This window comes from Janthinobacterium sp. TPC_1 (assembly GCF_056037845.1).
Genome location: NZ_CP195157.1, coordinates 84,626 through 111,297, shown reverse-complemented (window position 1 = coordinate 111,297; position 26,672 = coordinate 84,626). Strand labels below are relative to the sequence as shown.

Below are 26,672 nucleotides of genomic sequence, written 5' to 3'. Positions count from 1 at the left end.
AGAGTTCTCCTTGCGGGCTCAGACGCGGATGCGGATGATATTGCGCATGACCAGGACGCCGCACGCCATCATCACCAGGGCGCCGGCGAGCATCTTGCGTCCGCCCGGGTCGACGAACAGCATTTCCAGGAATTGCGGATTGGTCAGGTGGATCATGGCCGCCGCGCCGAAGGGCAGCAGCGACAGGATCCAGGCCGACAGCCTGCCTTCGGCCGACAGCACGCGCACCTGTCCCAGCAGCTTGATGCGTTCGCGGATGATGCGGCTGATGCTGTCGAGCAGTTCGGCCAGGTTGCCGCCCGTTTCGCGCTGGATCAGCACGGCGATGACGAAATAGCGCAAGTCCGTGCTGGGCACGCGCGTGGCCAGGTTCATCAGCGCGTCCTGCATGGCGATGCCGAAATTGACTTCATCGAAGGTGGCGCGAAATTCCACGGCCAGCGGCGCGTTCATTTCATCGCCGACCATTTTCAGGGCCGTGGGAAAGGCGTGGCCGGCGCGCAGGGCGCGCGCCATCAGGTCCAGCGCATCGGGCAATTGCTGCTCGATGCGCTGCAGGCGCTTGGCCTTGGCGCGCAAGACCACCAGCAGCGGCAGCAGGGCCGCGCCGGCCACCAGCGGCAGGCGCAGCATCCACGGCACGCTGAAGTAGCTGAGCAACAGAAACGCGGCGCCGGCCGTGGCCAGCATCACGCCGGCGAAGCTGGCCACGCTCCAGCTCAGGCCCGACTGTTCCAGCAGGCGGTCGAGCGCATGCACGCGGGGCACGCTGAGCAGCACGCGCTGCAGGGCCGGGGTGTCGCTCAGCAGGCGCTTCTTGATCATCGAGCTGCCCGTGTCGCCATGCGCGCCGGCCGACATGATGCGCAGGCGGCGCGCGACCCTTTCCGCTTCCGGGCCGCGCGAGGTGTTCCACGCCAGGTACACCCCCTCGATCAGCAGCACCACGGCGATGAAGGTGAGGATGGCGAATACGTAATAGAGATAGTCCATGATGCTCCCCTTAATGGTACTGGCGGGCGGGATCGAACAGGGTTTCCGGCAGGCTGATGCCGAAGGCGCGCAGGCGTTCCAGGAAATGCGGCCGCACGCCGCTGGCATGGAAATGTCCCTGCACCGTGCCATCCTCGCCGATGCCCGTCTGGCGGAAGGTGAAGATTTCCTGCATGGTGATCATCTCGCCCTCCATGCCCGTGATTTCCTGGATCGAAATGATCTTGCGCTTGCCGTCCGTCAGGCGCGCCACCTGCACCACCACGCTGATGGCGGAACTGATCTGCTGGCGCATGGCCTTCACGGGCAGGCCCGCCGAGGCCATGCTGATCATGTTTTCCAGCCGCGTCAGCGCGTCGCGCGGGGTGTTTGCGTGGATGGTGGCCATCGACCCTTCGTGGCCCGTGTTCATGGCGCCCAGCATGTCGAGCGCCTCGGCGCCGCGCACCTCGCCCAGGATGATACGGTCGGGGCGCATGCGCAGCGCGTTGCGCACCAGCGCCCGCTGCGTCACTTCGCCCTTGCCCTCGATGTTCGCCGGCCGCGTTTCCAGGCGTACCACGTGCGGCTGCTGCATCTGCAGTTCGGCCGCATCCTCGATGGTGACGATGCGTTCGGCCGTGCTGATGAAGCCGGAAATCGCATTGAGCATGGTGGTCTTGCCGCTGCCCGTGCCGCCCGAGATCAGGATGTTGACCTTGGCCTTGCCCAGCGCCTGCAGGGTGGTGCTCATTTCCTCCGTCAGGCTGTGCTTGAGCATCAGGTCGGCCAGGCGCAGGGGCTGGGCCGAGAAGCGCCGGATCGACATCACGGGGCCGTCGATGGCCAGCGGCGGGATGATGGCGTTCACGCGCGAGCCGTCGGGCAGGCGCGCATCGACCATGGGGCTCGATTCGTCGATGCGCCGGCCCACGCGCGAGACGATCTTGTCGATGATCTTCATCAGGTGGGCGTCGTCGGTAAAGCAGATGTCGCTCAACTCCAGCCGGCCATGGCGCTCGACATACACCTGGCGGTAGGTGTTGACGAGGATGTCGGACACGCCGGGATCGGCAAGCAGCGGTTCGAGCGGGCCGAAGCCGAGCACTTCGTCCTGGATGTCGCGGATCAGCGAGCGCCGTTCCAGCTCGTTGATCACCACATTGTCTTCCGTGAGCACCTCGCTGACGAGGATTTTCAGCTCTTCGCGGATCTGTTCGCGCGACAGGCGCTGCATGCCCTCCAGGTCGACGCGGTCGAGCAGCGCCTGGTGCGTGCGGTGCTTGAGCTGCTGGTAGCTCTGGCTGGCGGCGCCCTGGTGCGCGGCATCGTCGTTCAGGCTGGCGTCATCCTGGGCATAGCCCAGGCGGTCCCGCAGGGTGAGTTTTTCGGCAGTCATGGTCGGTCTCCGGTGTATGGGGGTATCTGGTTGGAACCTCAGGCACGCGCCAGCAGCCGCGCCACCCAGCCTTGCGCGGCCGGCGGGGTTTCGCCGGCCAGGCTGGCGGCCAGCTCCTGCAGGGCGCGCGAAACGGGATTGTGCGGGGCCAGCTTGAGGATGGGCACGCCCTGGCTGACGGAGGCCGCCACCGCCTCGTAGTGGTTGGGGATGGATTTGTAGACGTGCTTGCCATACGCTGCTTCCAGGTCGGCGACGCGGATGCTGTCGCTGCTGGCATAGCGGTTCAGGATCAGGCGGATCTTGTCTTCGCGGTAGCCGAGGCCGCGGAACACGTCGAGCAGGCGCTTGCCGTCGCGCACGTACGGCAAGGTTGCCTGCAGCACGGGGAAGATCAGGTCGGCCCGGTCCAGCGCGCGCACGCTGACGGCATCGAGGCCGCGTCCGACGTCGAGCAGGATGTAGTCGTATTGGCTGCGCGCCAGGCTCAGCAGACGGTCGATATGGTCCGCTTCGATGTCGGCCGCGTGGGCGGGATCGTCGGCGGCGGCCAGCACGCTGTAGGCGGGCGTGATCTGGATCATGCTGGCGTTCAGCAGCGAGGCGTCGAGGCGCACGATTTGCTGCGACAGCTGCGACAGGGTGGTGGCCGGCTTGTGATCCGAGACGAACAGGGCGGCATCGCCGAACTGCAGGTTCAGGTCGAACAGCGCCACCTTGCGCTGTTCGCCGGCGGCCAGCGCGTAGCCGAGGTTGGCGGCGATGAAAGTGGCGCCGCTGCCGCCCTTGCACGAGACGAAGGCCAGCACCTGGCCCTTGCGCGTGACCTGCTTCTGCAGCTTGTCCTCGATGCGGCGCAGGGCGGCGCACAGGGCCGCGTCGTCGTCGGGCTGCAGCACTTCGCGCACGCCGGCGCGCATCGAGCGCAGCAGGAATTGCGGACTTTGCTGCGGACATTGCACGATGATGGCCAGGTTCGGATGGCGCCCGCCCAGCAGCTCCAGCCGTTCCAGCTCCGCCTCGCCCGTCTGCTCCTGCTCCAGCAGCAGCAGGTCGGGCGTGACGCCGTTGTCGAACACATCCGGTATGCTCGCCAGCAGCGCCACGCGGTCGGCCGCGCTGCGTTCGCGCAGCAAACGGGTGAGCCGTTTGAGCTGGGCTTCATTCTTCGAGACGATGACGATATTCACTTGGTACTCCCTGGTAAAGGCGTTCAGTTGATCTGGAAGCCCAGGCTTTCGGCGTGCATGACCACCACCGAGGCCGGCACGGCGATATTCAGAAAGCCGAACAGGCTGACCATCGGCGTATAGCTGACGTTGTCGATCGACACGCGCACGCTGTCGATGCAGCTGGCCGTGCGCGTGATGTCGCCGCAGGCCGACAGGTTGTCGCCCGGGTCGAGTGGCGGCAAGGTCACTTCGGCGCCGCTCTTGTTCAGGTAGCTGATGGTGATGTTCGCGGCCGTCAGTTCCGGCGCGGCCGGCAGGGCCGTGCCGCCGAACAGGGCCAGGGTCTTGATGGCGGCGGTCTGGTCGATCCAGCGCACCACCGCTTCGCGCGCGGCGCGGCGGCTCACTTCCTGCACCGTGTTGTACAGGAACAGCATGCGGCCGAATTCCAGGATGCCGAACAGCAGCGTGAAAAACAGCAGCGCCACCAGGGCGAATTCGACGGCGGCGGCGCCGCGCTGGCGGCCGGCCCGGGGGGCAAGTGGAAGGCGGTGGCGCATGGCGTTCTCCTTACAGCATGTAGCGCATGGTGGTGCGCGGCGAGAGCGGCGTGGCGTAGCTGCTGGCCGCGCCGATCACGAAGGGCAGGTACTGGCCCACCGACAGCGTGTAGTTGACGACTTCGACGCGGATGCCGCCCGGCGCCGTGCCATCGGTGCAGCTGCTGTCGTTGAACGCCGCGTCCAGGCAGGTGACCGTCACGTTGGCCGTGGTGAAGTCGCTGATGCCGGCGCTGACGGCTGCGTCGGCCACCGTCTGTTTGGCGGCAGGCACGCCCTGCGAGGCGATGCTGGCCTTGGCCTTGACGGACATGTTGCGCGCCGCGTCGCGCGTCGCCTTGGTCAGCGCGTCGTAGTACCAGAAGGCGCGGCCGAAGCCGAAGATGCCGGCCAGCAGGGTGACCAGCAGGGCCAGCACGATGCCGAATTCGACGGCGGCGGCGCCGCGCTGGCTGGGATGGGAAAGGGGAATGCGCATGGCCGCCTCACTTGTAGAGTTTGATTTCGGAATTCGGCACGGGTTCGATCAGGCCCGCGAACTCGACGTCGAGGCGCTTGGTGCCGCCGCTGAAATCGGCTTTCATCGTCATGAAGAATTTGCCGATACCCACCGCATCCATGGCGCCACAGGAGGAGGGTCCGACGGGCGCCGTGCGGCAATCGACCAGCACCACGTTGAGGATGCGGCGATTGTTGCGGCCTGGATGGCTTGCCGACGGCGCCTGGAACGTGGGGCCGCTGGTCTGGTTGTACGGCGAAGGCGGCGTGCCGGCGGGGAAGCTGGCGCCGGCCGTGACGGGATAGCTGGCCGTGTCGAAGTAATTCGCCTTGGCCGTGCTGTACATGGGGTTGGCGTTGGCATCCGCGACGCTGTAGGCCGTGCCGGCCTTGGCTGGCGTGGCGCCATTGCTTTGGTAGGCGGGGCCATACGACCACAGCACGCCGTAGCCGGCGAACTGCGCCTGGGCTGCCGTCACGGGCGTCGTGAAGGCAGGCGGCAGGCGGTAGTTCGGCTTGCTGCCGGACAGGCTGACCGACTGCTGGCTGGGCAAGGTGCTGGCGCCCGGTTCCATCCAGCCGGTGGGCGGCGAGTTGGCGGCGCTGGCGACGCAGGGGGACCCGCCGCCCTTGCATGGATATTCCTTGATGTTGGTATCGGGCGGCGCCGTTGCTGGGTCGCATACGGAGGGCGAGGAATAGTCGTCGAAGCGCGAGTTGAGCGAAGCCGCGATCTTGCCAGCGCTCAAGCCAGTGTTCGTGTAGACCTTGCCGGAGCCGCTGCTGACGACGGCGCTGCTGCCCGTGCACATGAACGGCGCGGTGGAATTGGCGCTCGAATGCGATGCGTCGCAGGCGCCAGGGGGCGCGTCGACGGGGTTGATCAGGTAGGGATCGGACGGGCCGCCCAGCGGATTGAGGCCGAACAGGTTGTAGGTGACGCCGCGGCGGAAACCGAATTCCACCAGCTCCGTCAGGCCCGTGCCGGCCGGCGCGGCCGGATACGTGTATTGCGCCGTCTTGTTGGCCGGATCGACGGCGCACACGCCGATCGGCGTGACGTCGTTGACGAAGCGCCCCGCCACGGCCACGCCCGAGGTGCTGGTGCTGGCGATGCCGGCAATGCCCATCAGGTAGGTGGCGAAGGTCTTGCTGCCCGTGTCGACGCGGATGAAGGTCTGGCCTTGCGGGCTGGTGCGGGCGCTGGCGCCGGATGACCAGGGACCGTCCGGACTGGGGCCGAACTCGATGTTGGCAGCCGTCAGGGTCAGTGCGGTGGAAAAATCGTAGCGGTTCTTTTGCGCGATGGCGATGGCCTTGGCCTGCGCATTGTCGATGCCGGCGGCGCTTTGATTGAGTTCCACGGCGCCGGCCAGGGCGGCGCTGTCGGCGCCGTTCTGCAGTTCCGTCTTGGCGATGTACAGGTGGCCCAGGTCCAGCACCAGGCCGCCCATGGCAAACAGCACCACCAGGGTCAGTCCCAGCACGATGGCGATCGCGCCTTGCTGCCTGTCGTGCCTGCGGAATGCGGTTTTCATGGACGTCTCCTGGTGGCCTGGGGGGAATTCATCGTGGGGCTGGCACCTACTGGCGCCCGCCCACGCCGATGGCGAAGACATTGACTTGCGGTTCCGGCGCGCTGAACGATTTCTGATAGCGCTGGTAGGCGCTGGCGCCGGCCTTGCCATCGATGCCGCTGACGGGATTGGTATTGCGGTAGGCGTCCGGGTAGATGATCTGTTGCGCCTTGAGCAGGGCCACCGATTCGCCAAAGTGGGAATCGAGCACGGGCGTGGTGGTGGCGGCGCAGCCGGCCAGCAGGCATAACAGGGCGGCGCCCGGCAGGCAATGTACGGTTTTCATGGTGTTCTCCTATTTGAGGTCGAAGCCGGCGGCAGGCTGGGGCGCGGCCGCTTGCGGCTGCATGGGCGCTGCTGGCGCTGCGGGGGCGGGCGCGGGCGCAGTGCCTTCCATTTTTCCCTGCATGAACATGTCGCCGCGCGTCGGCTGGATGTACTCGTCGGTGGGCAGCTTGTAGTCGGGCGGCAGCGGCTTGACCAGGTGCGGCGTGATGATGAAGACTAGTTCCGAACGGTCCGTCTGGAAGTCCGTGCTGCGGAACAGGGCGCCCAGCACGGGCACTTCGCCCAGGCCCGGCAAGGCCTTGATATTGCTGGTCACATTGTTCTTGATCAAGCCGCCGATGGCGAAGCTCTGGCCGTCGAACAGCTGCACCGTGGTGGTGGCGCGCCGCGTCGTGAACGAGGGCAGGATGGCCGTCGCCGAGATGCCGGTGGCGGTGATGCCGATGCCGTCCTTGTTCAGGTCCGACACTTCCGGCGCCACCTTCAGATTGATGCGTCCCCCTTCGAGCACGGTGGGCGTGAATTTCACGGCCACGCCGAACTCCTTCTCTTCCAGCGTGATGGTGGGCACGCCGTTGTTGTTGGTCTGGCTGACGGGGATGAAGATTTTGCCGCCGGCCAGGAAGCTCGCTTCCTGGCCGCTGATGGCCATGATGTTTGGTTCGGCCAGCACCTTGATCAGGCCATCGCGCTTTTGCGCGTCGAGGCTGAAGAAGTTGTTCTTGCTGGCGCCGCTCAAGCCGCTGGGATTGTTGCTGAGCAGGCTGGACAGAAACGAGTAGGACCAGCTGCCGATGGTCTTGTTGATGCCCAGGCTGGCGCCCAGCTGATCGACCAGCACCTTCGACACTTCCGCCACCTTCACTTCCAGCATCACCTGCTGCGGCGCGGCGATCGACAGCAGGTTGATCACGCGCGGCATGGCCGCATCCGGCGTTGCGGCGGGCGCCGGGGCGGCGCCGGCGGCAGGCGCCGCGGCGCCGGCGCTGGCCGCGCCGCTGCGGGCGCTGCGCTGCACATAGGCGTTGGCCAGCGACAGGGCCTGGTCGGCCTTGACGGCGTCGCTGACCATGCCCGACAGGATCAGGGTGTCGCCTGCCACCGTGACGTGGATTTTTTCGTTCGGCAGCAGTTCGGCCATGCGTGCCTGCAGGCTGCTGCTGTCGATGCCGACGGCCAGGTCGATGATGGTGGCGTCATTGCTCTTGTTCCACAGGATCAGGTTGGTGGTGCCGACGGAACGCCCCAGCAGGTACACCTCGTTGGGATTGAGCAGGATGACGTCGGCGATGCGCGGGTCGCCGACGGACATGCGGCTGGCGGCGAACGGCAGGCGCATCAGGGTCGACTTGCCTTCGGCCAGGCTCATTTGCGGCGCCATCTCGGTGCGGCCGGCGCGCGATTCGCTTTGCGGCGGCGTGGACTTGGGACGGACGGCCGCCCGGCTGCTCCTGGCGGCGCCCGCTTCGGCAGCGGCGGTAGCGGCCGTGGCGGCGACTGGCTCGGCGTGCGCCCGGGGCGCCAGGGCGCCGATGGCGGCGATGGCAAGCGCCAGGCGCAGGCCCCGGATGCCGCTTGCTGTGCGATATGTACTCATGGCTAGGCTCCTCTGGTGCAGGTTAGAATTGTTGGGAGCTGCGTTCCAGCCCCTTGATGACATCGACGCGGGGACCGGCCTGTGGCGCAGGCGCGGCGGCAGGACGGCGGCGTGGGAGCGGCTTGGCTTGCACCATGGCGGCGGGTGCTGCCACGGCGACTTTTTCATCGAGCAGACTGGATTTGGTGGCGCCTTCCGTGTTGACGGGCTTGTCCTCGACCTGGTTGCGCAGCACCAGCGACAGGGTGCCCACGCTGCGCGCCAGGTCGAGTTTTTCCGCCTGTTCCGGCGTCAGCTCCAGGGTCACCGCGTTGACCACCTTGGGCTTGGTGTCGTCGCGGTTCGATTCCTGGGCGATGGCCAGCACGAGTATGCGTTCGAGCACGATCTTGGAAATGTTCGGATCGCGGTCCGGCGTCTTGCGGGCGCCTTCGCCCTGGGTGTTGACGAGGATGTCGACGAAGTTGCCGGGCAGGGCGAAGCCGGCCACGCCCACCACATCGTTGACGCGCACGGTCATGGCGCGCTTGCCCTCGGCGACGACGGCCGACAGGCCGCCTTGCGTGCCGGGAGGCGCCAGCTTGCCTTCCATGATCGGTTCGCCGTGCTGGATGCTGGTGCGCGTGACGCGCGTTTCCAGCAGCTTCGGATCGTTGATGGCGCCCGGCGGCAGCGCGTTCGAAGGCCAGTCCACCATGCGCACCATGTCGGGCGTCAGGCGTGCCCCCAGGCTGATGTCGACCTGGGCCACGGCCACCTTGTTGATGTTGCCCGAGGCTTGGGCATTGATCCAGCGCGCGGCCACGATGACCGCGGCGAACGCCAGGATGACCGCAATGGCCATCATCGTCAGAGCGCGTGCGTTTCTCATTTTGCTTCCCCTTTGTGCTGGACCGCTGCCGGTCCGTTATGTGTGCTTGCAAGGTCGTCATCGCTGCCGAAATAGTTTTTCCATGCCCACAGCAGCACTTCCGGAGACAGCTGCGCCGCGTGGTCTTCATAGCGCGCCTGGTCGCAGACCTGCGCCAGGATGTCGCGCGGATAGCAGGCCAGCAAGGGCCGCTGGTACTGGCTGTGCAGGTGCAGCAGATAGGTGTAGGCCGCTTCGTCGAAATTGATGCCCAGCTGGGCGCAGGTGCTGCGGAACACGGCCAGGTAGTGGTAGGCGCTCAACGGGCCCACGTGGATCTTGTAGCCGATGCGGCGCAGGAAGGAGTCGTCGGCCAGCTGCTGCGGCGCCAGGTTCGACGAGAACACGACGATGACGTCGAAGGGCACGGGGAACTTGTACCCCGTGTGCAGCGACAGGTAGTCGATATGCCGCGCCATCGGCACGATCCAGCGGTTCATCAGTTCCACGGGCGAGCAGCGCTGGCGGCCCAGGTCATCGATGATGAAGATGCCGTTGTTGGCCTTCAGGTGCGGCGGCGCCTGGTACAAGCGGGTGCCCTGGTCGAATTGCAGGTCCAGCATGTCGAGCGTCAGCTCGCCGCCCGTCAGCACGGCGGGGCGCTCGGCGCGCACCCAGCGGGGGTCGGATGGCACGGGGCCTTTGCTTGACAGGGTGTGCAGCATGGGGTCGAGGAAGGGCAGCACTTCGCCGTCGACCATCACGGCATGCGGCAGGGCGATGGCGCCGCTGAGCAAGCCGTTCAGGCGCTCGGCCAGGTAGCTCTTGCCGCTGCCGGCGGGGCCGTGGAAGAACAGGGCGCGCCCGGAATTCATGGCCGCGCCCAGCTGGTCTAGCACGGACGAACTGGCCACCACGTCGCGGAATTCGCGCTGCACGTCGTCGCGCGTGACGTGCATGTCGGCCACGCTTTGCGCCAGCACCTGGTTGCTGTAATCGGCCAGGGTGACGGGCGCGGGACCGCTGTAGGCATTGCGGCGCATGTATTCGGCGGCGCGCAGGCGGCCCTGGTCGCCCAGCAGGTAATACAGGTCGGCGTCGGTGCCGCTGCCGCCGTTGCGGCGCGCTTCGCACAGCTTTTCGGCGCGCATGAAGGTGAGCAGCGGTTCGAGCACGCCGGCGCCCAGTTTCACATGCGTCGACAATGCCGGCAGGCCGATCTGGCCGCGCAGGAAAAGGATCTTCACCAGCAGTTCGACCAGGAACAGGAAGGGCAATCCCGTTTCCTCGACCGTGCGTGGCGCGCGCTTGGCCGCCGGTTCGACGCCGCCGCCGTCGCTGCGTTCTGGATAGGTGTCAGGGATGATGGATACTCCTCGTTCGGGTGGCCGGTGATCAGAAGATGAAGGGCAGCAGGCGGTACTTCACCTGCCGCATGTAGACGCGGTAGCGCACGTCGGTGGACAGGAAGCGTTCTTCGCGCAGCAAACGCGCCACCATCATGCTCATCGTCGCAACATAGGTGACGGTGTTGGCGGGCGAGGTATTGGCCAGCAGGTAGCCGCTCAGCGAAATCAGGTAGCTGGCATACAGGGGATGGCGTATCACGCGGTACACGCCGCCCGTCTTGATCTCGCGCTGCGCCGCCACCAGGCCGAAGCTGCGGTTCAGCGACAGCAGGCCGGCGATCTGCAGCAGGCTGCCGACGGCCAGCAGGTAGCGCGCGCCGGGCCAGATGGCCATGTCGGCGGGGGACAGAAGGAAGGGGGCGAAGGTGGCGCCGATGGCCAGCAGCCAGTCGCCCGCATCGGTGGAGACGCTGACGGGGGCCGAGCGCACGATGAAGAACAGGGCGGCCAGGGTTTCGGCGGCGCAGAACAGCAGATAGCTCCAGTCGCCGCTGTGCAGGAATCCCACCACGTGGGCACTGGCAAACAGCGCCCACAGGCAAGCCATGGTGATGCTGGTGAACAGGCTGGCGCGGCGCGAGTGGCAGAGGGTGGCGATGGTGTCCATGGTCAGTTCCTGGGGTGGCGGGCAGGCGGCGCGTTTCAGCGCAGACTCCACAGATGGTTGTATTGCAGGAATAGCTGCAAGCCGGTGCCGCTGGCGATGGCGAAGGCGTAGGCCAGCTTGCCGGTGGCCGGCGGCGGTTCGGCGATCGTGGCGGCGCCGCCGGCAAGGCTGTGCAGCAGCGCGCCCAGCATCATGTGATAGGTGTTTTTCAGCACCTGGCGCAGGCGCTGGCCGGCCAGCGCGGCGGCCAGGGCCAGCACGCCGCCGCACAGGAAGGTCAGCAGGGCCGCTTCGAGCACGGCGTCGGGGCCGAGGAAGGCGCCGCACATGGCCATCAGCTTGACGTCGCCGGCGCCCAGGGCGCGCAGCAGGTACATGGGCAGCAGCAGGGCCAGTCCGGCGGCGGCGCCGGCCAGCGCCTGCAGCAGTCCCAGGCCGCCGAAGGAGGCGTCGAACAGGCCGGCGCCGGATGGCACGAAGCCGTTGAGGATCAGTCCCGCCAGCGTGCCCCACAGCACCAGCCGGTTCGGGATGCGGCGCGTGCGCAGGTCGTGCCACAGGGCGCTGGCGAGCAAGGTGGCCAGCACGGCCAGGCACAGCAGCATGGGCAGGTGGGCGTTCATGATGGCAGTCCTTCCTTGCTCATGCAGGGCACCGTGGCCAGGTGCATGGCGGGTGCGGCGGCCTGGCTGCCCAGCAGCCGTCCCACCAGGCGCCATACCAGCGCCGCGCCGGCCGCGCCCACATAGCCGTCGAGCGCATAGTGCCAGCCCAGGTGGATGGAGCCGAGCAGGATCAGCACGGCGAAGGCGGACAGGGCGATCCCGGCGGCGCGGCTGACTCTCCAGCCCATCATGGCCATCAGCACGGACGTGGCCACATGCATGCTGGGCATGGCGGAGATGCCCAGCTCGCCGTTCGCGCCCTTGCTTTGATAACCGTGCCACAGCATGTCCTGCACCTGCAGGGCCCAGACGGGGACGTGCTGGTTGGCGTCATGCAGGTAGGCCATCAGCGGCGCATACGGGTCGCTGGCATGCAGGTGGCCGTAGTAGCAGGGGCCGACCGAGGCAAACAGCACGGCCAGGATGCTGCCGAGGACGATCCAGGTCAGCGCAAAGCTGAGCAGGAACTGCATGCGCAGCAGCGGGCGGCGCGTATCGAGGATGAGCCAGTACAGGATGGCGTAAAACAGGAAGAACCAGAAGTGGTAGTTGAAGTTGAGCAAGCCCGTGATCAGCGGGTGGCCCAGCAGCGGCTGCAGCCTTTCCCAGGGGGCCATGCCGCCATGCAGCGCCATGTCCCAGGCGGACAGGCTGGCATCCCAGGTGTAGGGATGCAGGCGCGGGATGGCGGCCTTGAAGACGGTGAAGCTGGAGGCGAAGATGGGGATCAAGAGCATGGCCGGCAGCGCGTGCAGCAGGCGCTCGTTGCTCAGGTAGCGGCGCAGATCGTGGTACAGATAGTGGCACAGGCGGTGCGGGCGTTTCGTGACCATGACGTGGATGGTGTAGCCGCACAGGATGAAGACGGGGCCCGTGAGGATGGCCACGAGGAAGCCGGCCAGCACGTTGAGGGCATCCGAGGCGCTGGGCAGGCCCGGCCAGCAGCGCCGCCGCGGCGGCGTACGGCAGCACGATCAGCAGCAGGGCGCGGTGGGTGCGCAGCGAGGCGCGCAGGGTGTTCATGACAGGGCCAGGACCACCTGGTCCTTGACGTAGAAAAACAGCAGCTTGACCTGGTCGCCGAGCAGGGTGATCGTGAGCACCAGCACTGCCGCTATCAGGCCCGCCAGCAGCGCGTATTCGATCGCCGTGACGGCCGACTCGTCGGATAAACGGCGGAAGAGAGATTTCACGATGGGCCTCGCTATGCGTTCGTCAAGGTGGAGGTGCCGGGAATGTGGGGCAGCGTAGTCCGGGCTGGCGCTGGGCCGGCCCGGACAGCACCGCGTCAGGCATTGGCGGTGGTGAGCTTGGAGCCGATGGTGCTGAAGGTTTTTTTCAGCTGCGTGCCGACGATGGTGACGGCGGCGATGATCACCACGGCAATCAGGGCAGCGATCAGGCCATACTCAATTGCGGTGACGCCATCTTCTTCGCGGATAAAGTTTTTGATGAGGTTCATGACAACTCCTGGTGGTGGTTAAGGTACAGCGGTGGGTAAAACGGCATTGCAGTGTTGCTTTCTGGTGCTTTGACCTGGCGGGGTCACGGGCTCTCGCCCAGTGCCAGCAGTCCGATGATGCAGACCACCGCCATGAGGGCCGCCACCAGGGCATAGCGGTAGAACGCAGCCTTTTCCTTGCCCTGCAAATAGGTGATCAGGGCTGTCGGAAGAAACTTGTCAAAGCGCATGCTGTGCTCCGTGTCGTGGTGGGCCGCGCGGTGATTTGCACTCCGGTAAATCCACTATAGAAGTCGGCACATTGATCTACATCAGAAGAACATCCTTTTATTGCAAGGAGGAACTGCTTGTTTTTTTCGTGACAATTGTCATGGTCGAGCTGGATGCGCGGGGGCGTGCCCAGGCTGGCCATTGAGGCCGCTGGCGTCGCTGCAGGGAGGGGGAGGCGCGCGGCGAGGCAGGCGCCGCGCGGGTGCTGCGGTGGTGTCAGGCGCCGGGCGGCAATTGGCCCAGCTGGTGCTTGGTGGCGTAGGCGTACAGCTCCAGGCGGTTGTACACGCCCAGCTTGCGGTAGATCGAGGTCAGGTGATTGCGCAAGGTATGTTCGGAGATGAACAGCTGGTCCGCCAGCAGCTTGGCCGGCGTGCCGCTGCCGTGCACCAGCGCGGCGATGATCTTGCGTTCCTTGATGGTCAGGCTGGCGACGGCGATGGCTTGCGCCGAGCCGCCGCCCGGCTGGGTCAGCTGCGTCAGCATGCGTCCCAGCATCGCGTGCTCCAGCCACAGTTCGCCGTGATACACCTTTTCGATGGCCTTGAGCACCATTTCCGCCGGCGCATCCTTGCTGACGATGCCGCGCGCGCCTTTGAGCACCGTCTGGTCCAGGATGGCCTGGTCGTGGCTGGCCGTCAGCACCAGCACGCGCGTGCTGCCGCATTGCGCCAGCGCGGGCAGGATGGCCAGCGAGCTGATGCCCCCCAGGTCCAGGTCCAGCACGATCACATCCGGTTGCAGCGCCTTCGCCAGTTCCAGCGCCTCGGCGCTGTCGGACGCCGTGGCCACCACGCGCATGCCCGAGTGTTCGCCGCCGATCAGCCGCTCCAGGCCCCACAGCATGGTCTTGTGATCGTCCACCAGCATGACGCTGATGGTATGGCTGGGCGGTGGCATGGCACGACTGTCATTCATATGGGGATCTCGATTTGCACGGAAGTGTTGCCCAGCATGCTATGCGTGACGCGGGCCGTGCCGCCCAGGGCGGCGGCGCGCTCGGCCAGCGAGTCGGGCAGGAAGTCGGGCACGTGCGCGGCCGCGCATTCGTTGTCTATGCTGATGTGCAACGCGCCCTGCACGCAGGTCAGCTTGACGGCGCCATGGCGCGCCGACGTATGCTTGCGGATATTGCTCATGCCCTCGTTGACGATCTGGAACACCTCGGCCGCCAGGCGGTCGTTGATGTGCAGGTCGCCTTCGATATGCAGGGCGATGTCGATGCCGTAGAACTCGCGGATTTGCGTGGCCTGGCGGCGCAGCGCCACCAGCAGTTCCGGCTCGCTTTGCACCTGGCCATTCTTGAACGTGCGCGCGTAGCTGCGCAGGTCGGTGATCACCTGGCCCGACATGAGGATCAGCTTTTCCAGCTCGGGCAGCAGCGGGTTGCCCGGCGTGGCTTCGTTGCGCAGGGCGGCCAGGCCGTGGCGCAAGCCGATGTACGGCTGGATGGCCGTGTCATGCAGGTCGCGCGCGATCTTTTCGCGCTCGCGCGAGGCCGCCTGCGACGCCAGGCGGTCGAGCAGGTCGATATTTTCAATGACGGGAAACGCTTGCGCGCCGATATGGCTGAGAAACAGGGCATCCGTCTTGCTCATGCTGGTGGCGGACACGACAAAGATGCGTCCCTTGCCATTGCGCAAGGGCAGCGGCGCGCTGATGAAGGCATGCGCTTCGAGCAGTTCGGCCAGGCGGGCGCCGGCCGCATCGTCATGCCGCAGCCAGCGCCCGCTGTCGGGATCGAGCATGCGCGCGCCGCCCGTCCACGGCAGCCAGCGGCCGGCGGGCTGGTTGTACAGCGCGATTTTATCGAGCGGAAAAGCAAGCAGGGGGCTGGCCGCGTCGTCGCTGAGGAGCGAACTGGTATGCACGACGCCCGTGCCCGTATAAATCACGCTGCGCAGCGACCAGACCCGCGAGCCCTTGTCCTGCATGATCAGCAGGCAACTGCGGCCATTGAAATAACTGCGGGTCTTTTCCAGCACCGAGGTGATGGTCTGGTCGACGCCGAAGCGGGGATTGGACAGCTGGCTGACGTCGCGCAGCAGCGCCAGGTGGCTGCGCTGGGTGATGGCCGAACCGCCCCAGTAGGCGATCATGTAGCCGAGCGCCAGCAGGAAGGTCGTGCGCAGCAGCAGGCGCGACAGTTCCGCATCCGTTTCGCCGAACAGGGCGGTGGCGGCGAACAGGCCGGCCGAGGCCAGGGTGACGCGCGCGCCTTCCTCGAAGCCCCGCTGGAACGAGGAGGTCAGGATGGCAAAGAAAAAAAACAGGAAGAATAAATTGTTGTGGCTGCTGGTGGAAAACACGATCAGCGCATACCAGGCCACGTCCAGCCAGTACAGCAGGATGTCCTGCGGCAGGCTGAAACCCAGCAGGGCCAGCAGGTAGAGCAGCAGGCTGTGCAGGGTGTACGCGGAAAAGATCAGCCAGGTGATCTTGCTCAGCTTGCCGGCGCTTTCGGGGTCGATGAACAGGGTCAGCAAGGTAGCGCTCGACAGCAGCAGGCGCATGCCGTTCACCATGGTCGTATCCATGCCGGCACCCGGCAAGCCGGATCTGAGGGGAGGATCGAGATTCACAAGCGCTCCTGGCCGTGCCCCGCATGGGCGGGCCGCGCAGGGATAGATACCACAGATAAATTCTTGTTGTTGTTGCTGCAATCAGTAACGAGTCTACGCACACGCCGTAAAGATGTCTACTGGAATCCTTTGCCCTGCGTTGCTTTTTTTACAGCGGCTGCACCATCACGCGGTTGCGCCCGGCACCCTTGGCCAGGTACAGGGCGCGGTCGGCGGCGCCGATCAGGGCGGAGATGGCCAGCGGCTGCTGCGGGTGCTGCGTGGCGATGCCGATGCTGACCGTGACGTGCTTGACGTCGTTGCCCGTCTTGGCATGCGGAATGCGCAAGTCGGCCGCCCGCTGGCGGATCGCCTCGGCCATGCTCAGCGCTTGCTCGGCCTCCGTGTCGGGCAGGATGGCGGCAAATTCCTCGCCGCCATAGCGCGCCAGCAGGTCGGTGGGGCGCTGCAGCATGGCGGCCAGTTCGGCCGCCACGCGGATCAGGCAATCGTCGCCCTGCTGGTGGCCGTAGTGGTCGTTGTAATCCTTGAAGTGGTCGATGTCGATCATCAGCAGCGACAACGGGCTGCTGGTACGCGTGGCGCGCCGCATTTCCTTTTCGATGGCCACGTCGAAGTGGCGGCGGTTGGCGATGCCCGTCAAGCCATCGGAAAAGGTTTGCGAGCGCAAGACCATGGTCTGTTCGCGCAGCAGCTTTTCGCGGCCCACGGCGATGGTGACATCATTGATCTGGATCAGGCAGTGGCGCGGCGAAGCGGGTAAATTGATCGGTGTGACGGCGATCGCCTGCTGCATGCGTTCCTCGCCGTCGTTGCCGCCTGCGGTCGCGCCATGCGTGTACAGGGCAAACGGCGCCTTGTGCAGCGTTTGCGACAGCAGCGACTGGAAATTGTCGCGCAGGGCCTGGGTGATGGCCGAATCGATGCGCTTGTGCCGCAGTTCCGGAAAGACGGCGAAAAAATCCTGGCCCAGCACGGCGTTCGCCTGGCAGGCCGAGTGGCGCGCCATCCAGTTATTCCACAGCACGATGCGGTGCTGCTCATCGAGCACGATGGCGCCCAGGTTCACGGCGCCGAGTATGCTCTCGAGCAGGGCAAGTCGGTGTAAGGCATCCGGCATGATCGTCACGCCTGTCCCAGAACCTTGGCCAGATAGCGGCTGACCTGCTGCTTCAGGTCGTGCAAGGCGGACAGGTCGAGCACGAATGCCACATAGCCATGGATCTGGTGCTTGGACAGCACGAAGTCGATATGCAGCATCAGCACGACGGCCTCGTCATCCTGGCCGCCGAACGAGGACAGGATTTCCGCGCTGGTGCCCACGTGGTACAGAGGCAGCGAACCATGCAGTTCGCTGTCGAACAGGTTGGCCAGGGTTCCCACGCAGGAATTGAGGATGATGTTGCCGATTTCGCTCATCGCTTCCTGTTCCATTTCCGTCAGTTCCTGCAGCGGCATGGCGTCGCCCACCATCAGGCGCACGATTTCCAGGCTCTTATCTTCGGGAAACATCAGGATGGCTTCGGTGGCGAAGGCGCCATCGTAATGCTGGCTGACGCCGCAGATGCGATCGCCATCCTTCTTGCTGCCCAGCAAGGCGGCCGCGTCGGCACGGTTCAGGAAGGTGATCGACGGCACCGACATGGTGACTTCTTCATTCACGATCTCGCTCATGGCCGCCGCCGCATGGCCTACCCCGATGTTGAATATCTCTACCAAGGCATCGTTTTCGAGTTCGGAGAGATTGACCATGCTCACAGTCCCAGGGAATCGATCAGCTGGTGGATGCGCGTTTCCGTGATCGGTTTTTCCATGAAGCCGACTTTCATTTCGCTGGCGCGGTTGCGGGTGGCGTTCTGCACATTGCCGTGACGAGAATGATGTGCGTCTGCGGGCACAGCGCGCGCAATTGTTCCGCCGCTGCGATGCCGCCCATGCCGGGCATGTTGACATCCAGTAGTATCAGCACAGGGGTAACAGTCTTGACTTTTTCCAGGGCTTCCTCACCCGTCGCCGCCTCAATCACTTGCCAGTCGGCATGTTTGCTGAGGATGAACTGATGCGACATCAAACGTGAAACCCGGCTGTCATCGACAACAAGTACCTGCTTACTGTGATTCATGTGCTATTCCTGAAACGTCATATCGGTCAATCGTTCCATTTTCGCATATTTTAGAGGGCATAGAGTGTAATTGGGTGCGCAATTGCCCTAGGGCAAGGTTTTCCCGTTTGCCTGTTGTATTGAGTCGCCCCATCGGTCATGATGGCCGGCTGGCCGGGCTGGCAATCCGTTAAAATAGCGCCATTCCTCACTTTAGCCTGAATGCCATGACCCAAGACGAATTGAAGCAAGCCGTAGCCCGCGCCGCCATTGACTATGTAGTCGATGGTGAAATCATCGGTGTCGGTACCGGCTCCACCGCCAACTTTTTCATCGATGAACTGGCCAAGATCAAGGACCGCATCAAAGGCACGGTTGCGTCCTCCGAAGCGACGGCCGCGCGCCTGGCAGGCCATGGGATTCCCGTCTTCGACCTCAACGACGTCGAGTCGATCGCCGTCTACATCGACGGCGCCGATGAAATCACGGCCAGCGGCGCCATGATCAAGGGCGGCGGCGCGGCATTGACGCGCGAGAAGATTGTTGCTTCCGTAGCGAAACAGTTCGTCTGCATCGCCGACGGCTCCAAGCTGGTCGAGACCCTCGGTGCGTTCCCGCTGCCGGTGGAAGTGGTGCCGATGGCGCGCGCCGCCGTCTCGCGCCAGCTGGCCGCGCTGGGCGGCACGCCCCGCTTGCGCCTGAAGGCCGGCAGCACCGAAGCATTCATCACCGACAACGGCGGCGAAATCATCGACGTCGTGGGCTTGCAGATTGCCGACCCGGTGGCGCTGGAGCAGCAGATCAACCAGATCGTCGGCGTCATCGCCGTCGGCCTGTTCGCCGTGCGCGGCGCCAACGTTTGCCTGCTGGGCATGCCGGAAGGCGTGCGTACGCTGGCCTACTAAGACGATAGCCGGCGTTCGCCGGCGTTTGCATCTGATCTACACGGCGGCCCCTTGCGGGCCGCTTGTCATTTGCGCCGCCCGGTACACGGCCACGGTACGCAGCAAGCCACCGAGGAAGATGCCGCTGAAGCAGCCATAGGCGAGGCAGACGGGCAGGCTGAAGCCGATTGCATGGGCGTAGGCCGGCGCGATGGCCAGGGTCACGGCGACAGCATATTTCATGCAGAAGATGCTCATCATCAAGGTCAACGGCACCCAGCTGCCGGGGCGCTGCACGCTGGCCCGTTCGGGAATGGCGACTATCTTGCGCGTATCGACCAGCGACCATGCCAGCGCCGCGCCGGCCAGGGCGCCGATTGCCCAGGCGAATGGCGCGCTGCCGGCCAAGCCGAAGCTGCCATGCACGCCGCTCAGGGACAGGGCCAGCATGACCAGGGGAATGATGCACAGCTTGCGCAAGGTCACTTCGCGCGCGCGGCTGGCGAGCACGCCGCGGTACACGAGGAAGCCCAGGATGGCCCAGACATACAGGGGAGTGTGGCTGAAGATTTGCTGCAACATGGTGTCCGCCTTGGAGTGAGGTTGTCGATGGACGTACTGTGCCAGCCGGCGGCAGGGGCGGCGGCGAGCGGGGTGCGACGAAACGGGGAAGGTAAGCCGTGAAACAGCATCAGGCTGCGTGAAACGGGGAGGGGAATGCTACCCGTGGCGCGGCGGCCACGGACATTCAAAGCGAAAAACTTACTCGGTAGGGGGGACGTAACCCATGGCCGCATCGGCGCCATCACCGAAGAAATGCTTTTCCATCTGCGTGGCCAGGTATTTGCGGGCGCGCGCGTCGGCCAGGTTCAAACGGTTTTCATTGACCAGCATGGTCTGGTGCTTGAGCCAGGCGGCCCACGCTTCTTTCGACACCGATTCGTAAATCTTCTTGCCCAGTTCGCCCGGGTACGGCGGGAAATCCAGTCCTTCGGCTTCCTTGTTGAGTTTGATGCAGTGGATCGTGCGGGCCATCTGTGCTCCTGAATCAGTGTAGAGATAAAGCGTGATTATAAGGTACTTTGCGTGTCTCCTCGCGGGGCCGTCGCGGCCTGGCCACGCGCCGTTTGCCGCGCCCTTGCGCTGGATCAAATTTGATCTGCGCCGCCCTAGCTAGTAAGATGCCTTGTCGCGCCAGCCGCTGGCTGCGCCTCTTCCAAGCAAGTAGTAATAATTAACCAATATGGAATCCCTATGACCTCAGTGAAAGTCCATGGCATCGATGTCAGCAATACAGGCAGCTTCGCGCTGTTTGGCGGCATCAACGTGCTCGAATCGCGCGATCTCGCCATGCGCGCCTGCGAAGAATATGTGCGCGTACGCAAAAACTGGGCATTCCCTATGTGTTCAAGGCCAGTTTCGACAAGGCCAACCGTTCCTCGATCCATTCCTACCGCGGCCCGGGCCTGGAAGAAGGCATGCGCATCTTCCAGGACGTCAAGGCGGCGTTCGGCGTGCCCGTGATTACCGACGTGCATGAGCCATGGCAGGCACAGCAGGTGGCCGAAGTGGTCGACGTGCTGCAATTGCCCGCCTTCCTGGCGCGCCAGACGGACCTCGTCGTGGCGCTGGCGAAAACGGGTAAAGTGATCAACATCAAGAAGCCGCAATTTTTGAGCCCTGGCCAGATGGCCAATATCGTCGAGAAATTCAAGGAAGCGGGCAACGACCAGTTGATCCTGTGCGACCGCGGCACCTGCCTCGGCTATGACAACCTGGTAGTCGACATGCTGGGCTTTGGCGTCATGAAGAAGACCTGCGACGACTTGCCCATCATCTTCGACGTCACGCATGCGCTGCAGCAGCGCGATCCCGGCGGCGCCGCTTCGGGCGGCCGCCGCCAGCAAGTGGCGGACCTGGCCCGCGCCGGCCTGGCCGTCGGCATCGCCGGCCTGTTCCTGGAAGCCCATCCTGACCCCGACAACGCCCGCTGCGACGGCCCCAGCGCCTTGCCGCTGGACCAGCTGGAGCCATTCCTGGCGCAATTGAAGGCGCTCGACGACCTGGTGAAATCGTTCGCCCCGCTGAACATCAAATAATTGATTATCAAATATTGATGTTGCGCAAAGAAAAAGCCCGGCATGCCGGGCTTTTTCACGTGTTACAGGGTTTTAATCAAGACTTGCGATTTGCGCTGCCAGTTATACATATGCTGGCGATCCTTCGGCAAGTCGTCGACGGTGGCGGGCACGAAGCCGCGTTTCTTGAACCAGTGCGAGGTGCGCGTGGTCAGCACGAACAGTTTGTTCAGGCCGGCGGCGCGCGCGCGGTTTTCCATGTGTTTCAGGATACGCTCGCCGTCGCCCTGGGCTTGCACTTCCGGATTGACGGTCAAACAGGCCATTTCCGCCATTTTTTGCGCGGGGAACGGGTACAGGGCGGCGCAGCCGAAGATCACGCCGTCATGCTCGATGACGGAGAAATAATCGATTTCGCGTTCGATCAGCTCGCGGCCCCGCTTCACCAAAGTGCCGTCCGCTTCCAGCGGTTCGATCAGTTTGATGATGCCGCCCACGTCCTCGATGGTGGCCTGGCGCAGGCTTTCCAGGTTTTCATGGCTGATCATGGTGCCCACGCCATCATGGGTAAACAATTCCAGCAGGGCGGAACCGTCCATCGAGAAGGGCACGATGTGCGAGCGCTCGACGCCGTTGTGGCATGCCTTGACGCAATGTTTCAAGTAAAACGCCGTGGCGTCGGGCAGGAAGCCGGCCATCAGCACGGCTTCGGCCTGGTGCGACGACAGTTCGCGGATTTCCACGCCCGTGGCGTCTTCCATCATAGGTGTTTCCGTGATGAAAATCAGCTTGTCCGCGTGCAGGGCGATGGCGGCGCTGCACGCCACGTCTTCCATGGTCAGATTAAACGCTTCGCCCGTCGGCGAGAAGCCCAGCGGCGAGAGCAGCACCAGGCCGTCCGAACCGAGGATGGAGTGGATGGTTTCGGCATCGACCTTGCGCGTGATGCCCGTCAGCTCCAGGTCCACGCCATCGATCACGCCCAGCGGGCGCGCCGTGATGAAGTTGCCGGAAATGATACGGATGGCCGCATGCGACATGGGCGTGTTCGGCAAGCCCTGGCTGAACGCGGCCTCGATATCGAGGCGCAGCTCGCCGGCCGCTTCCTTGGCGCATTCCAGCGCGGCGATATCCGTGATGCGCACGCCGTTGTGAAAACGGCCTTCGACGTTACGCAAGGCCAGTTGTTCCGCCACCTGCGGCCGCGAGCCGTAGACGACGGTGACATTGATGTCCAGCGCATGCAGCAGGGACAAATCATGGGCCAGCACCTGCAGCGCCCCGGCGCTGACGAGTTCACCGGGGAAGGCGACCACGAAGGTCTTGCCGCGAAAGGCGTGGATGTAGGGCGCGACGGAGCGCAGCCATTGGACGAATTGGGTAGGGTTTTCCATTAAGCGCATTATAATTCGCTGCGCGATGTGCGCGCTTAAAATACCTGTAAAAAACAATGTCTTCAGCCAGCAATAAGTCTTCCCCTCCTTCCACCGTTGCAAATGTGCCCGCCAGCGGGGATGTTGCCATGCCTGCCGCCACGCCTGCGCAAGGCCGCCAGCGCCCGCCCGTGAGCCAGCAAAGGCCGCAATCGCCGCGCGCGGAACAGCAGAAACAGCAACAGCAGCAGCGATCGGGAGAGGGCAAGCCCCAGGCCGCGCGCCCGCCGCGCGAGGGGCAGGAAAGCCGTGACGCGGCCCGCGCCGCGCGCGAAGCGGAAAAGGCTTTCCGCAATCCGCTGCCGCCGATTACCTATCCGGAAGACTTGCCCGTCTCGGGCCGGCGCGAAGAAATCGCCAAGGCCCTGATGGACAACCAGGTCATCATCGTCTCGGGCGAGACGGGGTCGGGCAAGACGACGCAGCTGCCGAAGATTTGCCTGGAACTGGGACGGGGGCAGAAGGGCCTGATCGGCCACACGCAGCCGCGCCGCATCGCCGCCTCGTCGACGGCCAAGCGCATCGCGCAGGAACTGGGCACGCCGCTGGGCGAAACCGTGGGCTTCAAGGTGCGCTTTGCCGACACGCTGACCAAGGGCGCGTCCGTCAAGCTGATGACGGACGGCATCTTGCTGGCCGAGACGCAGACCGACCCCTTGTTGAAAAATTACGACACCATCATCATCGATGAAGCGCACGAACGCAGCCTGAACATCGATTTCCTGCTCGGCTATTTAAAGCAGCTGCTGCCGCGCCGGCCCGATCTGAAAATCATCATCACCTCGGCCACCATCGATGCCGAGCGCTTCGCGCGCCATTTCGGCACGCCGGAAAAACCCGCGCCCGTGATCGAAGTGTCGGGCCGTTTGTACCAGGTGGAAGTGCGCTACCGCCCCGTGGAACGCGAGCAGGTGGCCATGCCGGGTGCCGCGAACGCGGACAAGCCCGGCCAGCGCACGGCTGCCGCGCGCGAAAAGCGCGACCTGATGGATGCCGTCGTCGATGGCGTGGAAGAGCTGTGCCGCATCGGCTCGGGCGACGTGCTGGTGTTCTTGCCGGGCGAGCGCGAAATCCGCGACTGCGCCGAAGCGCTGCGCAAGCACCACCCGCCGCACGTGGAAATCTTGCCCCTGTTCGCCCGCCTGTCGGCCGAAGAGCAGGAGCGCGTGTTTAAAACCAGCAATGCGCGCCGCATCGTGCTGGCCACCAACGTGGCGGAAACCTCGCTGACGGTGCCCGGCATCCGCTACGTGGTCGACGCGGGGCTGGCGCGCGTGAAACGCTACAGTTATCGCAACAAGGTCGAGCAGCTGCAGGTCGAGCCGATCGCCCAGTCGGCCGCCAACCAGCGCGCCGGCCGTTGCGGCCGCGTGGCCGACGGCGTCTGCATCCGCCTGTACGAAGAGCAGGATTACCTGCTGCGCCCCAAGTTCACGGAGCCGGAAATCCTGCGCTCCTCCTTGGCGGCCGTCATTCTGCGCATGAAGTCGCTGCACCTGACGGATGTGGAAACCTTCCCCTTCATCGAGCCGCCGCTGGCGCGCGCGGTGGCCGACGGTTATCAACTGCTGCAAGAGCTGGGCGCCGTCGATGAAGTCAATAAACTGACGCCGCTGGGCAACAAGCTGGCCAAGCTGCCGCTCGACCCCCGCGTGGGCCGCATGATTTTGGCCGCGCTCGATAACGCGTGTCTGACGGAAGTGCTGATCGTCGCCTCGGCCCTGTCCGTGCAAGACCCGCGCGACCGCCCGATGGAGCACCAGCAGGCGGCCGACGAGGCGCACAAGAAGTTTGCCGATGAAAAGTCGGAATTCTTGAGCTATTTAAAGATCTGGCGCTGGTTCGAGTCCGCCATCGAGCACAAGAAGACCAACCGCCAGTTGCAGGACAATTGCCGCACGAATTTCCTGTCGCAGATGCGCTTGCGCGAATGGCGCGACGTGCACTCGCAGTTGTTGACCATCGTCAAGGAACAGGGCTGGCGCCTGAACGAAGCGCCCGCCACCTATGATAATCTGCACATGGCCTTGCTGACTGGCTTGCTGGGCAATATCGGCTTCAAGGGCGAGGACGAGCCGGGCGCGGGGTATTTGGGCGCGCGCGGCATCAAGTTCCACATCTGGCCCGGTTCTTCGCTGCTGAAAAAACCGGGCAAGTGGATCATGGCGGCCGAGCTGGTCGACACGACGCGGCTGTACGCGCGCTGCGTGGCGCAGATCCAGCCCGAGTGGCTGGAAAAAGTGGGCGAGCACCTGCTGAAGAAATCGTGGGGCGAGCCGCGCTGGGAAAAACGCTCGGCGCAGGTGACGGCGTCCGAACGGGCGACTTTGTATGGGCTGGTGGTGTACAGCCAGCGCCGCATCAACTACGGCAATTTCAACTTGCCGGAGGCGCGAGAGATTTTCATCCGCGACGCGCTCGTCGGCGGCGACTTCGACACGCGCGCGCCGTTCTTTGCGCACAACCATAAACTGATCAAGGACATCGAAAACCTCGAACACAAGTCGCGCCGCCTGGACGTGCTGGTCGACGATGAACTGATCGCCGCCTTCTACGACAAGTTGCTGCCGGCGGACGTGTGCAATGGCGCCGGTTTCGAAAAGTGGCACAAGGAAGCCACGCGCGAGAATCCGAAGCTGCTGTACCTGAACCGCGAAGAGCTGATGCGCCACGAGGCGGCCGGCGTGACGACGGACCTGTTCCCGAAAACCATGTCCGTGACGGGCCTGGAAATGGGCCTCACGTACCACTTCGAGCCGGGCAGCGTGCGCGATGGCGTGACCTTGAGCGTGCCCCTGTATGCGCTGAACCAGTTGCCGCGCGAGCGTTGCGAATGGCTGGTGCCGGGCATGCTGAAGGAAAAAGTGCACCTGCTGCTCAAGTCCTTGCCGCAAAAGCTGCGCCGCCACTGCGTGCCGCTGCCTGACTATGCGGCGAAATTCTGCGAGCGCGTGCATGAAGCGGGCGTGTTCGGCCGCGGTGACCTGATCGACGCCATCATCCTCGACATTCGCACGCAGATCACGATCAATGTGCTGACGACGGATTTCAAGCCGGAAACCCTGCCTGCCCATCACTTCATGAATTTCAAGGTGATCGACGAGCATGGCCGTCAGCTGGACATGGGCCGCAACCTGGCCACCCTGCAGGCGGAATTCGGCGGCCAGGCGCGCCAGAGCTTCCAGAAGCTGGCCGAAGTGTCGGGCGTCTCCGGCGCGGGCACGCCTGGTGCCAAGGTGGCGGGCGCGCAAGTGGCGTCGCGGCTGCAGGCGCAAGCGCAGAACACCGCCGCCAACGCCAAGGGCAGCGCGCCGGCCAGGGGCGCTGCCCCAGCCGCGTCCGCTTCTCCGAATGCGACTGTTTCGCAGCACATGGGTTTGACGGCCTGGACCTTCGGCGAGCTGCCGGAACTGCTGGAAATCGTGCAGGGCAAGCTGACCCTGATCGGCTTCCCCGCCCTGGTCGACAAGGGCACGCATTGCGACCTGGAAGTGTTCGACGACCCGACCGTGGCCGCCCGTACGCACAAGGTCGGTTTGCGCCGTTTATTTGCACTGCAGATGAAGGAGCAGATCAAGTACGTCGAGAAAAGCATTCCTGGTTTACAGCAGATGGGCATGCAATTCATGGCTCTGGGCTCGCAGGAAGAGCTGCGCGAGCAAATCATCAACAAGGCGCTCGATATTGCCTGCTTGCAAGATCCGCTGCCGCTGGACGCCGCCTCGTTCGCCAAGCGCCAGGCGGAAGGCAAGTCGCGCCTGGTCTTGCTGGTCAATGAAATCGCCCGTTTGCTGTCGCAAGTGCTGACGGAATTCCACGGCTTGCCGAAGCGCCTGCAAAATATTCCTGCCGCGGCCGCATCGATATCCAGGCGCAGCTGCAGGGCCTCGTGCATAAACGTTTCCTGACGGAAAACGAGTACACGCAGCTCGCGCATTTCCCCCGCTATTTGAAGGCGATCAATGTACGCCTGGAAAAACTGCGCGCCGACCCCGCCCGCGACACCAAGTTGATGGCTGAATGGCAATCGGCCGCCGCGCCGTACTTGCGTCAGGCCAAGGACCGCCAGGCCGGCAAGAACACGGACCCGAAACTGGTCGAGTTCCGCTGGATGCTGGAAGAGCTGCGCGTATCGCTGTTTGCGCAGGAATTGCGCACGCCGATGCCCGTGTCGGCCAAGCGGCTGCAGAAGGTATGGGAATCGATGCAGCGCTAGCCTGCTAAGCCCCAAGCAAATACTGGGGTCGTACCCTCAGGGTACGACCCCG

27 protein-coding genes and 1 pseudogene are annotated in these 26,672 nt (G+C 64.6%); 4 read left to right on the top strand and 24 right to left on the bottom strand.

The window, feature by feature from the left end; translation table 11 throughout:
- Positions 1-18: 18 nt before the first annotated feature.
- The 21 genes from ACQVLG_RS00510 to ACQVLG_RS00410 all read right to left on the bottom strand — a co-directional run bounded on the left by ACQVLG_RS00510 (position 19) and on the right by ACQVLG_RS00410 (position 18,030).
- The gene (locus ACQVLG_RS00510) at positions 19-993 is read right to left on the bottom strand and encodes a type II secretion system F family protein (RefSeq protein WP_230541213.1); all 975 of its coding nucleotides are present in this window, start codon (positions 991-993) and stop codon (positions 19-21) included.
- Positions 994-1,003: 10 nt separating this feature from the next.
- Positions 1,004-2,371: a TadA family conjugal transfer-associated ATPase gene (locus ACQVLG_RS00505; protein WP_230541212.1), complete on the bottom strand. Its 1,368-nt coding sequence runs from the start codon at positions 2,369-2,371 to the stop codon at positions 1,004-1,006.
- A 38-nt stretch (positions 2,372-2,409) separates the two neighbouring features.
- The gene (locus ACQVLG_RS00500; protein WP_230541211.1) at positions 2,410-3,561 is read right to left on the bottom strand and encodes a CpaE/TadZ family protein; all 1,152 of its coding nucleotides are present in this window, start codon (positions 3,559-3,561) and stop codon (positions 2,410-2,412) included.
- A 23-nt stretch (positions 3,562-3,584) separates the two neighbouring features.
- Positions 3,585-4,103: a TadE/TadG family type IV pilus assembly protein gene (locus ACQVLG_RS00495; protein WP_230541210.1), complete on the bottom strand. Its 519-nt coding sequence runs from the start codon at positions 4,101-4,103 to the stop codon at positions 3,585-3,587.
- Positions 4,104-4,113: 10 nt separating this feature from the next.
- Positions 4,114-4,581, bottom strand: coding sequence for a TadE/TadG family type IV pilus assembly protein (locus ACQVLG_RS00490; RefSeq protein WP_230541209.1), 468 nt, complete (start codon positions 4,579-4,581; stop codon positions 4,114-4,116).
- Positions 4,582-4,588: 7 nt separating this feature from the next.
- The gene (locus ACQVLG_RS00485) at positions 4,589-6,139 is read right to left on the bottom strand and encodes a pilus assembly protein TadG-related protein (protein WP_474292389.1); all 1,551 of its coding nucleotides are present in this window, start codon (positions 6,137-6,139) and stop codon (positions 4,589-4,591) included.
- Positions 6,140-6,185: 46 nt separating this feature from the next.
- Positions 6,186-6,464: a pilus assembly protein gene (locus tag ACQVLG_RS00480; RefSeq protein ID WP_230541208.1), complete on the bottom strand. Its 279-nt coding sequence runs from the start codon at positions 6,462-6,464 to the stop codon at positions 6,186-6,188.
- Positions 6,465-6,473: 9 nt separating this feature from the next.
- Positions 6,474-8,063: a type II and III secretion system protein family protein gene (locus ACQVLG_RS00475; RefSeq protein ID WP_474292387.1), complete on the bottom strand. Its 1,590-nt coding sequence runs from the start codon at positions 8,061-8,063 to the stop codon at positions 6,474-6,476.
- A gap of 22 nt (positions 8,064-8,085) precedes the next feature.
- A complete protein-coding gene (gene cpaB / locus ACQVLG_RS00470; protein WP_152259249.1) occupies positions 8,086-8,934 on the bottom strand; it encodes a Flp pilus assembly protein CpaB in 849 nt (282 codons plus the stop codon).
- The gene (locus ACQVLG_RS00465) at positions 8,931-10,190 is read right to left on the bottom strand and encodes an ATP-binding protein (protein WP_474292385.1); all 1,260 of its coding nucleotides are present in this window, start codon (positions 10,188-10,190) and stop codon (positions 8,931-8,933) included. Before ACQVLG_RS00465 ends, cpaB begins: the two co-directional genes overlap by 4 nt.
- 118 nt (positions 10,191-10,308) lie before the next feature.
- The gene (locus tag ACQVLG_RS00460) at positions 10,309-10,929 is read right to left on the bottom strand and encodes a methyltransferase family protein (protein ID WP_230541205.1); all 621 of its coding nucleotides are present in this window, start codon (positions 10,927-10,929) and stop codon (positions 10,309-10,311) included.
- Between the two features lie 35 nt (positions 10,930-10,964).
- Positions 10,965-11,552 carry an A24 family peptidase gene (locus tag ACQVLG_RS00455; RefSeq protein WP_474292383.1) on the bottom strand — a complete coding sequence of 196 codons (588 nt, stop codon included), beginning with the start codon at positions 11,550-11,552 and terminating at the stop codon, positions 10,965-10,967.
- Positions 11,549-12,499 carry a phosphatase PAP2 family protein gene (locus ACQVLG_RS00450; RefSeq protein WP_474292381.1) on the bottom strand — a complete coding sequence of 317 codons (951 nt, stop codon included), beginning with the start codon at positions 12,497-12,499 and terminating at the stop codon, positions 11,549-11,551. Before ACQVLG_RS00450 ends, ACQVLG_RS00455 begins: the two co-directional genes overlap by 4 nt.
- Before the next feature lie 114 nt (positions 12,500-12,613).
- A complete protein-coding gene (locus ACQVLG_RS00445) occupies positions 12,614-12,787 on the bottom strand; it encodes a Flp family type IVb pilin (RefSeq protein WP_474292379.1) in 174 nt (57 codons plus the stop codon).
- Positions 12,788-12,882: 95 nt separating this feature from the next.
- Complete coding sequence (locus ACQVLG_RS00440; RefSeq protein WP_230541201.1) at positions 12,883-13,056, bottom strand: Flp family type IVb pilin; 174 nt, start codon at positions 13,054-13,056, stop codon at positions 12,883-12,885.
- 83 nt (positions 13,057-13,139) lie between these two features.
- A complete protein-coding gene (locus ACQVLG_RS00435) occupies positions 13,140-13,286 on the bottom strand; it encodes a hypothetical protein (RefSeq protein ID WP_158300249.1) in 147 nt (48 codons plus the stop codon).
- A gap of 256 nt (positions 13,287-13,542) precedes the next feature.
- Complete coding sequence (locus tag ACQVLG_RS00430; RefSeq protein ID WP_230541200.1) at positions 13,543-14,244, bottom strand: response regulator; 702 nt, start codon at positions 14,242-14,244, stop codon at positions 13,543-13,545.
- Positions 14,241-15,908, bottom strand: coding sequence for a sensor histidine kinase (locus tag ACQVLG_RS00425; RefSeq protein WP_230541199.1), 1,668 nt, complete (start codon positions 15,906-15,908; stop codon positions 14,241-14,243). The genes ACQVLG_RS00430 and ACQVLG_RS00425 overlap by 4 nt, the downstream gene beginning before the upstream one ends.
- A 148-nt stretch (positions 15,909-16,056) precedes the next feature.
- The gene (locus ACQVLG_RS00420) at positions 16,057-17,028 is read right to left on the bottom strand and encodes a sensor domain-containing diguanylate cyclase (protein ID WP_230541198.1); all 972 of its coding nucleotides are present in this window, start codon (positions 17,026-17,028) and stop codon (positions 16,057-16,059) included.
- 5 nt (positions 17,029-17,033) lie between these two features.
- Positions 17,034-17,660: a chemotaxis protein CheC gene (locus ACQVLG_RS00415; protein WP_230541197.1), complete on the bottom strand. Its 627-nt coding sequence runs from the start codon at positions 17,658-17,660 to the stop codon at positions 17,034-17,036.
- A gap of 73 nt (positions 17,661-17,733) precedes the next feature.
- Entirely contained in the window at positions 17,734-18,030 is a 297-nt protein-coding gene (locus ACQVLG_RS00410; protein ID WP_474292376.1) for a response regulator transcription factor, read from the bottom strand.
- A 206-nt stretch (positions 18,031-18,236) separates the two neighbouring features.
- Between ACQVLG_RS00410 and rpiA the strand changes: the two genes are divergently transcribed.
- Entirely contained in the window at positions 18,237-18,914 is a 678-nt protein-coding gene (gene rpiA, locus ACQVLG_RS00405; RefSeq protein WP_230541195.1) for a ribose-5-phosphate isomerase RpiA, read from the top strand.
- Between the two features lie 36 nt (positions 18,915-18,950).
- Here the strand turns inward: rpiA and ACQVLG_RS00400 are convergent, their stop codons facing one another.
- Together ACQVLG_RS00400 and ACQVLG_RS00395 are read right to left on the bottom strand one after the other, a co-directional pair.
- Positions 18,951-19,475: a DUF6622 family protein gene (locus ACQVLG_RS00400; protein ID WP_230541194.1), complete on the bottom strand. Its 525-nt coding sequence runs from the start codon at positions 19,473-19,475 to the stop codon at positions 18,951-18,953.
- A 180-nt stretch (positions 19,476-19,655) separates the two neighbouring features.
- Entirely contained in the window at positions 19,656-19,928 is a 273-nt protein-coding gene (locus ACQVLG_RS00395) for an oxidative damage protection protein (protein ID WP_034750797.1), read from the bottom strand.
- A gap of 219 nt (positions 19,929-20,147) precedes the next feature.
- On the opposite strand from ACQVLG_RS00395, the pseudogene kdsA reads away from it, so the two are divergent.
- A pseudogene (kdsA, locus tag ACQVLG_RS00390) lies at positions 20,148-20,992 on the top strand (3-deoxy-8-phosphooctulonate synthase).
- 62 nt (positions 20,993-21,054) lie between these two features.
- Here kdsA and argA read toward each other — a convergent pair.
- Positions 21,055-22,365, bottom strand: a complete 1,311-nt coding sequence (gene argA / locus ACQVLG_RS00385) for an amino-acid N-acetyltransferase (RefSeq protein ID WP_046685875.1) — start codon at positions 22,363-22,365, stop codon at positions 21,055-21,057.
- Positions 22,366-22,493: 128 nt separating this feature from the next.
- Between argA and hrpA the strand changes: the two genes are divergently transcribed.
- Positions 22,494-26,312 (top strand): ATP-dependent RNA helicase HrpA, encoded by a 3,819-nt coding sequence (gene hrpA, locus ACQVLG_RS00380; protein WP_474292375.1) that lies wholly within the window; start codon positions 22,494-22,496, stop codon positions 26,310-26,312.
- Positions 26,294-26,620: a DUF3418 domain-containing protein gene (locus tag ACQVLG_RS00375; protein ID WP_474292373.1), complete on the top strand. Its 327-nt coding sequence runs from the start codon at positions 26,294-26,296 to the stop codon at positions 26,618-26,620. Before hrpA ends, ACQVLG_RS00375 begins: the two co-directional genes overlap by 19 nt.
- Positions 26,621-26,672: the final 52 nt, after the last annotated feature.

Coding starts and splice junctions, on each gene's coding strand:
- ACQVLG_RS00510 (WP_230541213.1), bottom strand. CDS start 993: ATGGACTATCTCTATTACGTATTCGCCATCCTCACCTTCATCGCCGTG.
- ACQVLG_RS00505 (WP_230541212.1), bottom strand. CDS start 2,371: ATGACTGCCGAAAAACTCACCCTGCGGGACCGCCTGGGCTATGCCCAG.
- ACQVLG_RS00495 (WP_230541210.1), bottom strand. CDS start 4,103: ATGCGCCACCGCCTTCCACTTGCCCCCCGGGCCGGCCGCCAGCGCGGC.
- ACQVLG_RS00490 (WP_230541209.1), bottom strand. CDS start 4,581: ATGCGCATTCCCCTTTCCCATCCCAGCCAGCGCGGCGCCGCCGCCGTC.
- ACQVLG_RS00485 (WP_474292389.1), bottom strand. CDS start 6,139: ATGAAAACCGCATTCCGCAGGCACGACAGGCAGCAAGGCGCGATCGCC.
- ACQVLG_RS00480 (WP_230541208.1), bottom strand. CDS start 6,464: ATGAAAACCGTACATTGCCTGCCGGGCGCCGCCCTGTTATGCCTGCTG.
- ACQVLG_RS00475 (WP_474292387.1), bottom strand. CDS start 8,063: ATGAGTACATATCGCACAGCAAGCGGCATCCGGGGCCTGCGCCTGGCG.
- cpaB (WP_152259249.1), bottom strand. CDS start 8,934: ATGAGAAACGCACGCGCTCTGACGATGATGGCCATTGCGGTCATCCTG.
- ACQVLG_RS00460 (WP_230541205.1), bottom strand. CDS start 10,929: ATGGACACCATCGCCACCCTCTGCCACTCGCGCCGCGCCAGCCTGTTC.
- ACQVLG_RS00455 (WP_474292383.1), bottom strand. CDS start 11,552: ATGAACGCCCACCTGCCCATGCTGCTGTGCCTGGCCGTGCTGGCCACC.
- ACQVLG_RS00440 (WP_230541201.1), bottom strand. CDS start 13,056: ATGAACCTCATCAAAAACTTTATCCGCGAAGAAGATGGCGTCACCGCA.
- ACQVLG_RS00435 (WP_158300249.1), bottom strand. CDS start 13,286: ATGCGCTTTGACAAGTTTCTTCCGACAGCCCTGATCACCTATTTGCAG.
- ACQVLG_RS00430 (WP_230541200.1), bottom strand. CDS start 14,244: ATGAATGACAGTCGTGCCATGCCACCGCCCAGCCATACCATCAGCGTC.
- ACQVLG_RS00420 (WP_230541198.1), bottom strand. CDS start 17,028: ATGCCGGATGCCTTACACCGACTTGCCCTGCTCGAGAGCATACTCGGC.
- ACQVLG_RS00415 (WP_230541197.1), bottom strand. CDS start 17,660: ATGGTCAATCTCTCCGAACTCGAAAACGATGCCTTGGTAGAGATATTC.
- ACQVLG_RS00410 (WP_474292376.1), bottom strand. CDS start 18,030: ATGAATCACAGTAAGCAGGTACTTGTTGTCGATGACAGCCGGGTTTCA.
- rpiA (WP_230541195.1), top strand. CDS start 18,237: ATGACCCAAGACGAATTGAAGCAAGCCGTAGCCCGCGCCGCCATTGAC.
- ACQVLG_RS00400 (WP_230541194.1), bottom strand. CDS start 19,475: ATGTTGCAGCAAATCTTCAGCCACACTCCCCTGTATGTCTGGGCCATC.
- ACQVLG_RS00395 (WP_034750797.1), bottom strand. CDS start 19,928: ATGGCCCGCACGATCCACTGCATCAAACTCAACAAGGAAGCCGAAGGA.
- argA (WP_046685875.1), bottom strand. CDS start 22,365: ATGGAAAACCCTACCCAATTCGTCCAATGGCTGCGCTCCGTCGCGCCC.
- hrpA (WP_474292375.1), top strand. CDS start 22,494: ATGCCTGCCGCCACGCCTGCGCAAGGCCGCCAGCGCCCGCCCGTGAGC.